A 14,540-nucleotide genomic window follows, 5' to 3' on the forward strand; every position below is an offset into this window, starting at 1 on the left:
GTCAACCAGACTAAGATGGATCGTTACCGGGACAAAGGTGGCGTCCGTGGCGGGATCTGCCGTTTACTTCCGGTAGCTTCGTAGGCTGCTGCCAGGCGCAGTAGCGAGGAATCGTCATACGCGCGCCCGGCAAATGTCAGGCCCACTGGCATGCCGATGTCATCCATGATCCCCATGGGCACCGTCACCGTTGGCACCCCCAGGTGTCGAATCGCGAGGTTGCCGTTAGCGACCCAGACTCCATTGCTCCAGGCGATGTCCGCGGATACCGGATTGACATCCGAGTCCGCTGGCGCGACATCGGCCACCGTAGGGAAGATCACTGCGTCGAGGCTCAACTGATCCATCCATTGCTCAAGGTCGATTCGACGGGTTTCCTCAAGCCCACGTAGACCATCAGGCAGCGTCTCGATCTGGTCCCATGGCGTTATACCGCGCTCAGCCATCCGCACGTATTCGTCCATTCCAGCGGCAAGGTCACCCTCGCGGTTGGGCAGCGTGCCAGGGTCATGCGGGAATATCTGTGGGCCGTCGACGTCCACCAATCGGTTCAAAGCCGGATCGCCATTAGCCTGGAGGAAATCGTCGAAGGCCCATGCGGTCAGATCCCATAGTTCGTGGTGGAGAAACTCCTTCGATACCAGGCCACGATTGAATACGGTTGGGGCACCTGGGCGATCGCCCTCGCAATTGGAAACGAGTGGAAAATCGACCTCAATCACTTCTGCTCCCGCAGTCTCGAGCGCCTGACGTGCTTTCGTCCAGAGCTCGATAATGGAGGCGCGAGTATCAATGCGCTGCCCCGTGGGCCCACCGATCCCCGGCTCGGCACTTGTGCCGGCTTCAGGGTCGGCATTGATGTACATCCGGGGCACACCAAAGCGTTTTCCGGCGAGTGCGCCAGCTTTTGAAGCCAGATCTGCATAGGTCGATGGGCGAACGGATGCAACATCAGGCAAAGGCACCCAGGGTTGCATACGCCACAAGTCACCGCGAGTATCGGGGTCCTCGGCAACGATGACATCGAGTATTTCGAACAGATCCGACATTGTTCTGGCGAAGGGCACAACCACATCCATGGTTGGCGTCAGCGGCCAGTTACCACGGACCGAGATGACGCCTCTAGATGGGGTGTAGGCGCACAGACCGCTGTTGGAAGCAGGCCCCCGCCCGCTAGACCAGGTTTCCTCTGCAAGGCCGAACGCCGCAAAGCTGGCGGCGGTCGCCGTGCCGGCTCCGTTGGACGAGCCCGAAGCAAAGGGCGCAGGCAGGAAGCGGGCGTTATAGGGGCTCTCTGCCCGTCCGTAAACGCCGCGTTGCATACCACCGTTCGCCATAGGCGGCATATTCGTCTTACCAAGGCAGATCGCGCCCGCCGCGCGAAGGCGTTCGACCGTAAACGCATCACGGTACGCCTTAAGATTGGCGAAAGCTGGGCTGCCAGAGGCGGCAGTAAGCCCTTTCACCAGATAGCTGTCCTTGGCGGTATAAGGAATGCCGTCCAGCGGTCCCAGGCTTTCACCCCGCGCGCGACGATCGTCTGAGGCTTGCGCCTCCTTCAGCGCATCCGGGTTCCGCACCACCACAGCATTAAGCGCAGTCGGCGTCTCGGGTCCGTCATACGCATCGATTCGCGCAAGATAGGCTTCAACAAGCTCAACCGCAGTGACCCGTCCAGACTCGAGCGCCTCGCGCAAATCCGCAATGGACGTTTCGGTGACTTCGATCGGTGTATTCATTCGGCCCTCGCAGACAGCGTTGCGTAAATTTCTGTGGCGACAATATAGCGAGATATCGTGCGGCATCCGAGGGGCTGACCCGCTAGCTGTATCTTCGCCCACCGCACATCGCGATTGCCCCTAGATCACTGGACGTAGCCGAGCCCCCAGTAGCACGCCGCCCTCATCGAAGAATCGCCATTGGACCAAATCCAGATTGACTGCACAGCAGCTTAGGCGTTGGATAGCGCACGCCACTCGGCGTACCGCTTTTACAACCTCCCTTCGTTTCTGAGCTACCACATGAGCATCTATCAAATCGTACTGTGCACCGTCCTTAGTCTCGGCGTACTGGGCACCGGCGCACTACTGGACTATCGAAACCTGGACCGCGACAGGGCCGCAAGAACGACCGACTTCGCCAATCCGAACACCCTGTTGACAGGTCGGGCCAAACAAAAAGAAGACCACACCAAGGGGAAGGCCACTTCCTAAAACCCGGCTTGCCGCGATCTATCAGAAACATCGACGCGGGCGTGGCAACAGAGAAGCGCGATCCTTGCGATCGCGCGACTTGCGCGCCACTTGGTCCGGAGCTTTCCTGAGCCCCCGGACCTTGGCGCAGTCAGATCCAATCTACTGCGGCTCCAGGCACCAACGGCAGAATCCTACTTGTTGCCCGGAACTTCTAACGGAGAGCATCTCCGCACCTGCCCTCCCAGTTACGAAACCCTCAGCCCGTTAGCCGATAATCGCCCGCTGTTTGTACTACCCCTACCAATAGCTACTCCAACGGAGTGGACGTCCGCCCTTTTTTACGTATTAACTAGATAGTACATTTTCAAGGGTGACTTTAATGACAACAACCATCCTGGTGCTCAACGGCCCCAACTTGAATATGCTCGGCACGCGTGAACCTGCAACATATGGATCTGAAACGCTCGATGACATCGCTCGCCTCTGCCATGTTACGGCGGAGGCCAATGGCCTGGAAGTTGACTTCTTCCAGACGAACCATGAAGGCGAACTGATCGAGCGCATCCATCAAGCGCGCGGCACAGTTGCGGGCATTCTGATCAACCCGGCCGCCTGGACGCACACATCCGTGGCGATCCGAGACGCCTTGGCCGCAGTCGATCTGCCGGTCATCGAGGTGCATCTTTCCAACGTCCACAAGCGCGAATCATTCCGTCACCATTCCTACGTTGCACCCGTCGCGGTTGGTGTCATATGTGGCTTGGGAAGCAATGGTTATTGCCTGGCTATAGAGCATTTCGCTCGGCTGCTGGGAGCGAATCATGAGTGACGCCGCTGCAAAAAGCATTCTGGCCGGCCTGATCGGTTCGGGCATCCAGGCCTCACGCTCTCCTGCCCTGCATGAGCACGAAGGTGACGCTCAGGGGTTGCGATATCTCTACCGCCTCATCGACCTTGATGTGCTCAATCTCGATCTGTCCGAGCTTCCGAGCCTGCTGGAGGCGGCTGAGCGCATGGGTTACACCGGCTTGAACATCACCTATCCGTGCAAGCAGGCAGTCATCCCTTTGCTCGATGAGCTGTCCAAAGAGGCAGCCAGCATTGGCGCGGTAAACACCGTGGTCTTACGCGACGGCAAGCGGGTCGGCCACAACACCGACGCACTTGGCTTCGGTGAAGGGTTTCGCCGAGGTCTGCCCAATGCGTCTCGCCAGCGCGTCGTGCAGATGGGGGCCGGTGGGGCCGGAGCGGCAGTCGCCCACGCATTGCTCAGCCAAGGCGTGGAGCAGCTGACCCTGTTCGAAGTCGACCCAATCCGCGCTCAGGCTCTGGCGGATAATCTGTCTCGCCATTTTGGCAACGGTAGAGCAGTAGTCGGCACCGATCTCGAGACAGCAATGGCGCGCGCAGATGGCTTGGTCAACACCACTCCCATAGGGATGACGAAGCTACCCGGAACTCCCGTACCGCCCGAGCTGCTTCGTGCCGCCCTCTGGGTATCCGAGATCGTCTACTTCCCGCTGGAAACCCAACTGCTGCGTGATGCCAGAGCACTGGGCTGCCAGACATTGGATGGCAGCGTCATGGCGGTCTTTCAGGCAGTGAAGGCTTTCGAACTGTTCAGCGGAAGACAGGCAGACGCCGACAGGATGCTGAAGCATTTCGCTAGCTTCGGTTGAATTCGCATCAATGGGATCAAGCCGGCGGCCTGCATGTCGTCGTCCTTACAAAAACAAGAGGTGCGTGCAAGATGAAAAGCCTCGTCGAATGGTACTTCCGGCTGTTGAAACTGCTGGTCGTCGGCTGCATGGCGGTAATGGTGGTGATGGTTTTCGGCAATGTCGTACTGCGCTATGCCTTTAACTCAGGCATCAGCGTAAGCGAAGAACTGTCGCGCTGGTGCTTCGTCTGGATGGTCTTTCTGGGCGCGCTAATCGCAATGCGCGAACACGCCCATCTGGGTTTGGACAGCATCGTGAAGAAGCTGCCGCCGATCGGCCAGCGTATCTGCCTTGTGATCGGTCACCTGCTTATGCTCTTCGTCTGTTGGCTGATCACAAAAGGCAGCTGGGCGCAGGCGGTCATCAACCTGGAAGTGACGGCGCCGGCTTCGGGATTGTCGATGGCCTGGTTCTATGCGGCGGGCGTTGTGTTCGGCGTCAGCGCCAGTGCCATCCTGGTGGTCGAGCTTGTCCAGGCCCTGCGCGGGAAAGCCAACGGAACTGGCGACGGATTAGCCGCTGATCCTGCCCAAACGCTAACGCTCCCGACCGATGCGAGGACTCAGCCATGACGTTGCTTGTGTTCCTTGGATCATTGCTCGGCACGATGGCACTGGGGATTCCGATTGCCTTTGCGCTGCTGCTAGTTGGCGTAGCACTGATGCTGTACCTGGACTTGTTCGATGCGCAGATCATCGCGCAGAACCTACTCAACGGTGCTGACAGTTTCCCATTGATGGCCGTGCCCTTCTTCATGCTGGCCGGCGAAATCATGAATGCCGGCGGGCTGTCGCGTCGGATCGTCAATATCGCGATGGCCTTGGTGGGACATAAACGCGGTGGCCTTGGCTATGTGGCGATCATTGCCTCATGCCTGCTGGCGTCGCTTTCAGGCTCGGCAGTTGCGGACGCGGCAGCGCTCGCAGCGCTTCTGGTGCCCATGATGGTTTCAGCCGGACATAGTCGCCACCGCTCGGCGGGTCTGATTGCAGCTGGCGGCATCATCGCCCCGATCATTCCTCCGAGCATTGGCTTCATCGTATTCGGCGTTGCGTCGGGCGTATCGATTTCCAAATTGTTCCTGGCAGGTATCGTTCCCGGCTTGATGCTCGGCGCGGCGCTGGCAATCGCCTGGTGGTTCGTCTCTCGGCGGGAAGATGTGAAAACGCCGCCCAAGCGCAGCCGTAAAGAGGTGCTGAAAGCCATAACAGAAGGCTGCTGGGCGATGGGTCTGCCAGTGATAATCATCGTCGGCCTCAAGTTCGGCATTTTTACTCCAACCGAAGCGGCAGTCGTCGCGGCCGTTTATGCGCTGTTCGTATCGGTTGTGATCTACCGTGAGCTGAAACTGGCCGACCTTTATAGAGTGACATTGGCCGCGGCGAGAACCACGTCTGTGGTCATGCTGCTGGTTGCCGCTGCAATGGTCTCGTCCTGGCTGGTAACCATCGCAGACTTGCCCGGTCAACTGGCCGACCTGCTCGCGCCGCTGATGGACAGCCCTACCCTGCTGCTGATTGCCGTCATGCTGGTCATCATCGCGGTCGGCACTGTTATGGATATGACGCCCACTATCCTGATCCTCACCCCTGTGCTGATGCCCGCCATCACGCAGGCAGGCATCGACCCGGTTTACTTCGGGGTGCTGTTCCTAATCAACACGTCCATCGGCCTGATAACGCCACCAGTAGGCACTGTTCTCAACGTGGTCTGCGGCGTTTCCAAACTGAAGATTGAAGAAATCGTGCGTGGCGTCGGCCCATTCCTGTTCGCCCAGTTACTTGTCCTGCTGTTGCTTGTGCTGTTCCCGGTACTCGTTACCGGCCCGTTGAAGTTCTTCGCCGGCTAATCGGCATCCCAGTGCTTCGCCCAACAAAAACAATGGAGATCCACATGAACAACTGGTTGAGAACCCTAACTGCCTCGGTTTGCGCCACTGGCCTGCTTGTCGGCTCGCTACAGGCTCAAGCTGCAGACTACCGCGATCACACGCTGCGCTTCGCCTTTCAGAATGTGAAGGAACATCCGCAGGGGATGGGGGCGCAGAAATTCGCAGATCTCGTGAATGAAAAGTCTGGCGGCAAGATGAAGGTCCGTCTTTTTGCAGGCGGGACCCTCGGTGGCGACTTGCAGACAGTCTCTGCTCTGCAGGGCGGCACGCTCGATGTCACCGTATTGAACTCGGGCATCCTCGCAGCCCAAGTGCCGGATTTCGCACTGTTCGACTTTCCGTTCCTGTTCGAGAGCAGCGAGCAGGCCTACACCGTCATGGACGGGCCGGTGGGGCAGGAGTTGGGCAAGCGCCTGGAAAGCAAAGGACTTGTCGGCCTCGGTTACTGGGACTTGGGATTCCGCCAAGTGACCAACAACAGCCGCGCAATCACCGGGCCGAAGGATCTGGAAGGCTTGAAGATTCGCGTCATCCAGTCACCGATCTATCTGGAAACCTTCAAAGCCCTGGGTGCAAATCCGGTACCGATGCCCTTCCCTGAGGTCTACACAGGGTTGGAGCAGCGCACGGTCGACGGTCAGGAAAACCCGTTCACCGTGATCGAGGGCAGCAAATTCAACGAAGTGCAGAAATACCTGTCAGCGACCAATCACATCTACAACCCGCAGTCGCTGATCATTGGCCAGAAGACCTGGAATCGTCTGAATGCTGACGAGCAGGCTCTGATCCGCGAGGCCGCCGCAGAGGCAACCCAGTACCAGCGAGAAATTACCCAGGAGCGTCAGGGTCGAGCGTTGGAAACACTGAAGCAGTCGATGGAATTCAATGAACTGGATGAGCAGGCGCTTACAGCCTTCCGGGAAAAGGTCAAACCGGTAATTGAGCAATTCTCCAAGGACATCGATCCGGCACTCCTGAAATCGCTACACGAAGCTGTCGGTCAGTAACCATCACCGATAAAAAATAGACGGGCCAATGGCCCGTCTTTTTTTCTCAGAAGTAGTTCAGCGCACAGAGCACCAGCACTCGCTCGATCACGCCAGCACATACCGGATGACCGCGTCGCCGATCATCTGCTTATGACGCTCAAAGACGGAAGCCTCAGAAAGGTCAATCTCGTGAATCGTCGAGAACGTATGCCGATTGGAGACGCGAAAAAAGCAGAAAGAGCTGATCAGCATATGCAGATCGAGCGGCTCGACGTCGCGACGAAATAACCCTGCTGCGACTCCCCGGTCGAGGATCGAAGCGATGGAGGTCAGCACTGATTTGTTGAGCGCTGCGATCACTTGGGATTTGGCGATGTGCGTCCCTTTGTGAATATTCTCGATGCTCACCACACGAATGAAATCCACGTTCCGGTTGTGATGCTCGAAGGTGAATTCTACGAGCCTCCGGATCGCCTCATCAGGGGCCAGCTCGTCAAGCTTCAACTCTTCTTCGGTAGCACGGATATCGCCATACAGCTTTTCCAGGACGGCAAGATAGAGCTGCTCCTTGCTTCCGAAGTAATAATAGATCATCCGTTTGGAGGTTCGGGTGCGCTCGGCAATAGCGTCGACACGCGCGCCGCTCAGGCCTTGCTCGGCAAACTCGGTAACAGCAGCCAGAAGGATTTCCTGCCGAGTTTTCTCCGGATTGTTCTTGCGCGGCAGACGTGTGACGGGTGCTGCTTCGATGGACGTGTCCGACATGTAGGGCTCGGTCGCTCGGCGGATGCGCCGGAATTATTACTGGCGGCCATAGAAAAGTCATCGACCGCCTTGCAGGGATCAAATCCTGGCAGTGCGCCCGGCACGCGCTTGCGCCATGGCCGCCAAACGCACCGCAACATTGGCAGCACCGTAACCCACATAGTCCTTGCGCTGAAGTATCTCGAAGAAAAATCGATCTTCGAACGGCTCGGTATAGACATGGAAGAATTCGCCCCCTTGCCCATCACGATCGTAAAGCACGTTGTAGTAGGCGAGCTGACTGAGAAAGTCGTCGTCAAAATCGAACCGGGCCGCCAAGTCGTCGTAGTAGTTCATCGGGATTTCCAGCAATGGCACTCCCGCGTCTTTGACCTGGCTTACTGCGGCGAAGATGTCATCGCAGGCAAAGGCGATGTGATGGACACCGGAACCGCGGTAATGCGACAGAGCATGGGAAATCGCTGTGTTTCGGTTCTCGGAGATGTTCAATGGCAGTCGCACCGTCCCGCAGCGGCTACGGATGGCTCGGCTTTTCACCAGCCCATACGGGTCCGGCAGCACCACTTCATCATCCGCCTCGAAGTCGAGAACGGTTTTATAGAAAAGCACCCAGCTGTCCAGACTTTCGGCAGGTAACGCCATCGCCAGATGGTCGATGCGCAGAAGCGGCCCGCTGCTCGTTGCCGGCGTCAACTCGAAGTCCGTTTCGTAGATGCTGTCGGTATCGGGATGATCTTCGACCAGATAAAGCAGGCTTCCATCCGGCGCCCGCACCGCAGGGATCTCACGCTCGTTCGGCCCGACGAGGCCGCGATAAGGTTGACCGCCATACTGGCGAGCCCGTTCTAGCGCTTCCCCGCTATCGCGGACTTTGAGAGCCGTCGCGCAGAGCGAAGGCCCATGCGCTTCCAGAAATCCATGAGCGAAGGAGTACGGCTCGCTGTTCAACACCAGATTGATGTCACCCTGGCGCAACAAGCTGACCGATTTGCTGCGGTGCCGTCCGGCTTGAGAAAACCCCAGTTTGCCAAGCAGCACGGACAAACGCGCCCCAAGCGGCTCGTCAACCGCAAACTCCAGGAACTCAACGCCCTGCATCGGCCCCACCGCAGGCGGATGGAAGAGAGGCTGGCTGACGTCGTGGTGTTGATGGTGCAGCAGGTCCGCAGTCTTCTCTTCCAGATAGCGCAGCGAGCGCAGACCGTCGACAGCGTTCTGCCGGGGCGGCGCTGCGCGAAAGCCATCATTGAAGACTTCAAGCGATATGGGGCCCTTGTAACCGGCGCGCAGAATCGGCGCGAGAAAAGCCGGGAGATCGAACTCTCCCTGGCCCGGAAAGCAGCGGAAGTGTCGGCTCCATTCGAGCACGTCCATGGCCAGTAAGGGTGCATCTGCAAGTTGGACAAAGAATATCTTGTTGCCTGGTATCTCGATGATTCCGCTTGGGTCATCCTTCAGCGAAAGCGTATGAAAGCTGTCCAGAAGCACGCCAAGGCTGGGGTGATCAGCTTCTCGTACGATGTCCCATACCTGACGCCAAGTCTTTACGTGACGGCCCCACGCAAGCGCTTCATAGCCGATGCGAAGATTACGGGTCGCAGCGCGTTCAGCCAGCTGCCGCAGATCGTCCACCAAAATGTCGGTGTCCCCGACAGAGTCTGCAGCTACATTGCTGCACACCAGTACCAGATCGGTCCCCAACTCCTGCATCAAATCGAACTTGCGCTCGGCGCGCTCGAGATTGCGTCCAAGTCGATCGCGACGGCAGCCCTCGAAGTCGCGGAATGGCTGAAACAGCGAAACCTCCAACCCCAGCTCTCGGGTCATGCGCCCCACCTCCCTCGGGCTGGCGCCATGGTAGAGCAGATCGTTTTCGAAGATCTCGACCCCGTCGAATCCGGCCGCCGCAATGGCTTCGAGCTTCTCGGGTAGCGTACCGCTCAGGGAAACGGTGGCGATGGAACGCTTCATGGGACCTCCTGCTGGCCAGGTCGCCACTGCGACCCGATATGTTCGGACGTTCCATGATTATTGAAGCCGCCGCTGCTGCAGGCAAGAAAATGTACTAACCAGTTACTTTATTGGGGCGATTATCGAACAACTAAGAATTCGCCTTGCCGGGTCAGCCCACAGCTGTGTGCGATGAGTGATCGAGAATAGCCTTTCGCAGTGCCCGGGCGACCGGCCGAGAGGCTCGTCAAGGCGGTGTGCCAGATAGGCTTCTACGCCGATCTTTGCACTGTTCAGCTTTCTGCCCGTACTGCTGGACGAACGCATGAGCGTCCCTCGGCCAAGCGCTGGGTTGTTGACGGCGCTGGCCAGCGCAGCTAACGCGGTTGGTAATCTGGCAGCTCGCCGGATAGGCAATCTAAGAGGCTATGACGACCTTCATGCCAGATGGAACGTAGCGCAGCAGGGCCGCTGAAATGGGCAGGCAAAACCGCCCAACTTCATCGCTCAGCAGCCCGGAATCACCGCGCCTTAGTAGTTGCAGTTCTCGCGGTACTCGGAAATCCTGAGGTCTGCTGCGTGGTTTGGCCCGCACAGAAATTGGCTGTAACGGCTATCGAAGTCGATGAACCGCTTCATCCAGGAGATTCCGTACATGCCTAGCAGGTCTTCATTGGGATAGCCCGAGTTTGCGCAGAAGTGCGACCCACCGTATATCTCCAGAAAGGCCTTGGGCGTTGCCTCAGGGATCCTGTTGTAGAAAGGTGATGCATGCGAGCCCACGGGCGCGACTACATCGGCACTGCAGGCCAGAATCATGGTTGGCGTATTGATGGTGTTGAATCGGTTTAGGCCTGCGTAATACGGCGCCTGAGGAATGATGGCGTTGAGCGAGCGTTCGGTAGACAGCTTCAATGATCCGCCACCGCCCATGGACCAGCCAATGGCGCCCAGTCGTGTACTGTCGACTTTGCCTGAAATCGGACTTGAGCGACTGTTGCTTTGCTCGATGACGTAATCGAGCGCCCGGCTGAGCTGCGTCGCGCGGCTGTCAGGTTGGTCGTAAATGGTGTTGGTATTCATGGTGATGACCACAAATCCATGGGAGGCCAGGCGTGGTCCCCACCATCTGATGCTGTCCTCATAGGAGAGGTATCCGGGAATGACTGCGATGGCCCCCATCTTCCCCGTGGCATTCGTAGGGTAATGGACCGTGCTGTTGCCAAAGCCTCTCAAATACCCAGACACCGAAAATGTGCTTACTGTAAAAGGACCAGACCTGCTTTGCAGCGAGGCGACTGTTGGGTTTGGGCCGCGCGAACAGTCGGCGCAAGGCGCGGATGGGCCTGGTGCAGCGTAAGCTAGGGAGCTTGCTAAAAGCGACACTGTAACCAGCGAGGTTATTCTTGCCAGATATGCCTTGAGTTTCATGAGTAGCCTCTTGTTATTGTTATTGCGGAATATCAGCCGCGTGTCACCTCAGGTAAGTATCAGCGAGCTGATCGGTTGAAACTATCAAGGGCGCAGACCCGACTACAATCTTCCATTCCGCTCATTTCATACAAGCGTTCAACCGGTTTTTTGCAGCAGCTAGTGATGCCGCAGAGGTTCACGTTTTCCCAATCAGAACACGGACTTTCGCGGCAGACGGGAAAGTTCCGGCTCAGCTCACTCCCACCTCTTACCTAAACATGGTTGGGAGATAACTATTATGGAAAAGTATCAACACGGCGTGATCGCAGTAGATATTGGGCAATAACAACAATGAATGAAGCTCATAAGAGGGAATATTAAGCCCTCAAACGAGTCCTATGACTACTCCCCGTTAATCACCCATGACTATGAGTAAGCAGCCAGATACCGACAAGCCTGTGGCACCCAGCAGCACAGGAACCGGTAACGGCCTTTCCATACGCCCTCATACTCACGTAACTGATCACTTGGCAGAGTCAACCACCGCAATTCAGCCACCGGCGTTGATCTATGTTTCCAAAAGAAGATATATCTACCTTGGACGCAACCAGCTGCGGATCAGGGATTTTCATTCGGCAGCATCCTCACTGCTGGTTTGCCTCGAGGGGTCGATTAGGTTCAGGTCCCAGGGAGACCATCATTGGATTGGCGCAAAAAGTGTTCTTATTCCCGCAGGCAGCAGGATCAGCATCGAGAACAATGGCGGCGTCATGTCAGCCTGTTATTTGGACGCAGCTACGCCTGACTTCCAACTGCTGAAGAAAAAGATGGAATCGGTAGCGGCGGGTATCTATTACAACCTGACGAACGAAGATCAGATGGCCACTGGCCTGAGCCGATTGCGCGAAGAGGCGCCGGATTTCTCTGAAGCACAGCGCCGCGTGGAGCTTCTCATCGGTGAATGTTGTGATGACGCTGGAGCGAGTATCGATCCCAGGATTGCTCATGTAATCAAGCGACTAAGGGACACTGCTGCACTCAATTTGTCGGTAAAAACGCTAGCTGAAGAAGTAGGCCTATCCGAATCGGGACTGATACGGCTGTTCAGCACTCATATTGGTGCGCCCCTGCGCCGGCACCGTCTTTGGTACAGACTGGTCGAGTTCGTGACGTTGACCTTGTCGGGCGTACCCACTGCTATGGCGATAAAACGGTCCGGTTTTACAGATGCCTCACATTTATCCCGATGCTACAGCGGGTTCTTCGGTGTCAGTTTCTCCTATGCGTTTTCCAAGAATACAAATGCTCGATATATCATCGAGGCACCTGAACACAACTCTAGCCACTAATAAACCGGGTCCGGGGGCAACTTTTATCAGCGGCTGGACATCCGGCAGAAATAAAAAAGCCCGCTGTCAGCGGGCTTCAATAACTACTTTCGACTCACTGGCCTTGCACTACCGTTGCGCTGTTGTTCGATCCGTTCTGCAAGATGCTCGCTATATTTGTCGCGGCCCCTTCGACGTTGACGTTCTGTGTCAGCGACGCAAAGTTGGAGTTGCCGGTTTGCGCAACCGTGCCGATGTCGCCCTGCCCCCACCACCCGCCCTGCGTGGCTTGGATCAGGTTGTCGGATCCACTCTGGGCCAGGTCGAGGACGTTGTTGTCTCCCGTCTGATCGATCTCGGCGCGGTTGTAATCACCGCTCGACGTGCCGGCGATGCGGGTGTTGCGTCCGCTTTGGTTGACAGCCAGCTCGTTGCCGTTCCCGGTTTGGGTGAACTCAAGCACGCTCCATGCACCCGTGCCGGCAACCTCGGCGTTGTTCGCCTGCCCGTCTTGGTCCAGCTCTATTCGCCCACCGGGGTAGCGCCCCCCTGCGGTCTGCACGATATCGGCAAGGTTGAACTCACCACTCTGAGATACCGCCATGGACGCGCCAAAGGGCCATGCGGTTTGCTCCACGCTCAAGCTATTGCCCGTACCGCTTTGGCTGGCTTCGGCTCTGGCGCCGCCTTCCTGAATGATCAGTGCCTGGTTGCCCACCCCGCCTTGGTAACCAGTGAAGTCGTTCACTCGACCGGACTGCTGGAGATCGATCCGATGGTCGTTGCCGTCCTGGTTGATGGAAGCCGAGTTCGCTGCATCATCAAGCTGAACAACATTGGCCGTATTGAAGGCACCAACCTGGTCGATTACGGCGCGGTGATTCCCACTATATTCATCGTAGGTGTTGAACTGGTAAACGCTTTGATAGTTGCCTTCGCCTTGCTGAGTCAGCCTGGCCTCGCTGCGCTGCCCCGTCTGCTCGCTGCTGATTTCGTTATTCGTTCCGCTCTGGGAGGTCGTTAGTCCAAGAGCCGTTCCGAATTGAGTGGCATCCAGTTTGTTACCGTTACCGTATTGCTCCGCTGCGGCCAGATTATCGGCCTGCGCATGGCTCGCCAGCACGAGCGAAACAGCGACAGTCAGAAGAGATCGAGTGAACATGGCTCAGAATCCTTTGAGAGGGGGGCGAGGGAGATTCTTCTTCAAATGACAAATGCGGGAAATGGACTGAACGATTGAATCTTCTGCAGATGCAACGGCTGACGCCCAGATGATGCCCATCTGGTCCAGCTCATCAGAGGATCAACTCCGTTCGATGCAGGGCAGTGCGATCGTCTACCGAATGCTTTCTGCGCAACACCTCCAAAGGATCAGTACGGCGATGGATGATCGTCAGCTCTCGATATTTGCGCGAGTTAACAGTTTTGCGTGACCTGCTGCCGCCGTCGATGACAGGCATACACGTCCATCGCATCATGGCGCTCGAGATCGTGACGCCGGACTGAACCCCGCATGCAACCTACTCTTTCTGCTTCGCTGGACTATGCCGAGCAAAGCTCGCCGGGGCGCAGGCGCAGCCACAATGAGGACGCCCTTGTCTGTGCTCCGGCGTTGGGCCTATGGGCAATCGCCGACGGCATGGGCGGGCATCAGTGCGGAGAAGTCGCGAGCAGCCTGGCGCTCGCTGCGCTGCTGCAAGCGATCGAGAATGGAGAATCCCTGGCGGCAGCGCTTCACCACGCCAATCAGGCGGTTTTAGAGGCCTCGGTAGACGACGGAATGGGCACAACCATCGTCGCTGCGCTCTTCGAGGGGAACGACTTCGAACTGGCCTGGGTGGGCGATAGCCGGGCGTATCTGGTTACTTCCAGAGGCATCGAGCAACTGACCCGTGACCATAGCTGGGTGCAGATGATGATCGATGCAGGCGAACTCAGGCCTTCTGAAGCCCATAGTCATGCCTGGCGCAATATCATCCTGCGATGCCTGGGGCGCGAGGAACCACTCGAGATCGGTACAATCAGCGGCAGCCTGAACACCGATGAACTGCTTCTGCTTTGCAGTGATGGTCTGACCAACGAGCTGACTGACGCGCAGATACATGCCAGCTGCACCTTTGCCGATACGCTCGAGCATCTGGTGGAGCAGTTAGTCGACCAGGCTAACCACCATGGGGGGCGCGACAATATTTCATGCATCGTCATCGGCCGTCCTGCTGTAGCACCTGCGGCCGAATCACGCGGTCGCCGCTTCATCAACATGCTGTTAAAACCTCTCAAGTCGTAAG

Annotated in this window: 13 protein-coding genes and 1 pseudogene; 9 read left to right on the top strand and 5 right to left on the bottom strand. The window is 57.4% G+C overall.

All coding sequences use genetic code 11. The features are described 5' to 3' along the window. Nucleotides 1–23 precede the first annotated feature (23 nt). The gene (locus tag EA797_RS08745; protein ID WP_122164839.1) at nucleotides 24–1,739 is read right to left on the bottom strand and encodes an amidase; all 1,716 of its coding nucleotides are present in this window, start codon (nucleotides 1,737–1,739) and stop codon (nucleotides 24–26) included. A gap of 282 nt (nucleotides 1,740–2,021) precedes the next feature. On the opposite strand from EA797_RS08745, the gene EA797_RS08750 reads away from it, so the two are divergent. The 6 genes from EA797_RS08750 to EA797_RS08775 all read left to right on the top strand — a co-directional run bounded on the left by EA797_RS08750 (nucleotide 2,022) and on the right by EA797_RS08775 (nucleotide 6,814). Beyond that, nucleotides 2,022–2,213, top strand: a complete 192-nt coding sequence (locus EA797_RS08750; RefSeq protein WP_122164840.1) for a hypothetical protein — start codon at nucleotides 2,022–2,024, stop codon at nucleotides 2,211–2,213. Between the two features lie 361 nt (nucleotides 2,214–2,574). Further along, complete coding sequence (gene aroQ / locus EA797_RS08755; protein WP_122164841.1) at nucleotides 2,575–3,024, top strand: type II 3-dehydroquinate dehydratase; 450 nt, start codon at nucleotides 2,575–2,577, stop codon at nucleotides 3,022–3,024. After that, on the top strand, nucleotides 3,017–3,874 hold the full coding sequence (locus EA797_RS08760) for a shikimate dehydrogenase (protein ID WP_122164842.1): 858 nt from the start codon (nucleotides 3,017–3,019) through the stop codon (nucleotides 3,872–3,874). Before aroQ ends, EA797_RS08760 begins: the two co-directional genes overlap by 8 nt. 71 nt (nucleotides 3,875–3,945) lie before the next feature. After that, nucleotides 3,946–4,488 carry a TRAP transporter small permease gene (locus EA797_RS08765; protein ID WP_122164843.1) on the top strand — a complete coding sequence of 181 codons (543 nt, stop codon included), beginning with the start codon at nucleotides 3,946–3,948 and terminating at the stop codon, nucleotides 4,486–4,488. Then, nucleotides 4,485–5,765, top strand: a complete 1,281-nt coding sequence (locus EA797_RS08770) for a TRAP transporter large permease subunit (RefSeq protein ID WP_122164844.1) — start codon at nucleotides 4,485–4,487, stop codon at nucleotides 5,763–5,765. The genes EA797_RS08765 and EA797_RS08770 overlap by 4 nt, the downstream gene beginning before the upstream one ends. Before the next feature lie 44 nt (nucleotides 5,766–5,809). Next, nucleotides 5,810–6,814, top strand: a complete 1,005-nt coding sequence (locus tag EA797_RS08775; RefSeq protein WP_122164845.1) for a TRAP transporter substrate-binding protein — start codon at nucleotides 5,810–5,812, stop codon at nucleotides 6,812–6,814. An 87-nt stretch (nucleotides 6,815–6,901) separates the two neighbouring features. Here the strand turns inward: EA797_RS08775 and EA797_RS08780 are convergent, their stop codons facing one another. Further along, nucleotides 6,902–7,561 (bottom strand): TetR/AcrR family transcriptional regulator, encoded by a 660-nt coding sequence (locus EA797_RS08780; protein ID WP_122164846.1) that lies wholly within the window; start codon nucleotides 7,559–7,561, stop codon nucleotides 6,902–6,904. Between the two features lie 78 nt (nucleotides 7,562–7,639). Next, entirely contained in the window at nucleotides 7,640–9,532 is a 1,893-nt protein-coding gene (quiC, locus tag EA797_RS08785; protein ID WP_122164847.1) for a 3-dehydroshikimate dehydratase QuiC, read from the bottom strand. Between the two features lie 250 nt (nucleotides 9,533–9,782). Between quiC and EA797_RS21990 the strand changes: the two are divergent. Then, nucleotides 9,783–9,914, top strand: a pseudogene (locus EA797_RS21990) (MFS transporter); the annotation flags it as partial. 128 nt (nucleotides 9,915–10,042) lie between these two features. Here EA797_RS21990 and EA797_RS22205 read toward each other — a convergent pair. Beyond that, nucleotides 10,043–10,942: an alpha/beta hydrolase family protein gene (locus tag EA797_RS22205; protein WP_122164848.1), complete on the bottom strand. Its 900-nt coding sequence runs from the start codon at nucleotides 10,940–10,942 to the stop codon at nucleotides 10,043–10,045. Nucleotides 10,943–11,346: 404 nt separating this feature from the next. Here EA797_RS22205 and EA797_RS08800 point away from each other — a divergent pair, with 404 nt between their 5' ends. After that, the gene (locus tag EA797_RS08800) at nucleotides 11,347–12,273 is read left to right on the top strand and encodes a helix-turn-helix domain-containing protein (protein ID WP_122164849.1); all 927 of its coding nucleotides are present in this window, start codon (nucleotides 11,347–11,349) and stop codon (nucleotides 12,271–12,273) included. Nucleotides 12,274–12,367: 94 nt separating this feature from the next. Here EA797_RS08800 and EA797_RS08805 read toward each other — a convergent pair whose 3' ends face one another. Further along, nucleotides 12,368–13,414 (bottom strand): hypothetical protein, encoded by a 1,047-nt coding sequence (locus EA797_RS08805; RefSeq protein ID WP_122164850.1) that lies wholly within the window; start codon nucleotides 13,412–13,414, stop codon nucleotides 12,368–12,370. Between the two features lie 351 nt (nucleotides 13,415–13,765). On the opposite strand from EA797_RS08805, the gene EA797_RS08810 reads away from it, so the two are divergent. Next, complete coding sequence (locus tag EA797_RS08810) at nucleotides 13,766–14,539, top strand: PP2C family protein-serine/threonine phosphatase (RefSeq protein WP_122164851.1); 774 nt, start codon at nucleotides 13,766–13,768, stop codon at nucleotides 14,537–14,539. The last annotated feature ends 1 nt before the right edge of the window (nucleotide 14,540 follow it).

This window comes from Stutzerimonas zhaodongensis, assembly GCF_003696365.1.
GTDB classification, from domain to species: Bacteria; Pseudomonadota; Gammaproteobacteria; order Pseudomonadales; family Pseudomonadaceae; genus Stutzerimonas; species Stutzerimonas zhaodongensis.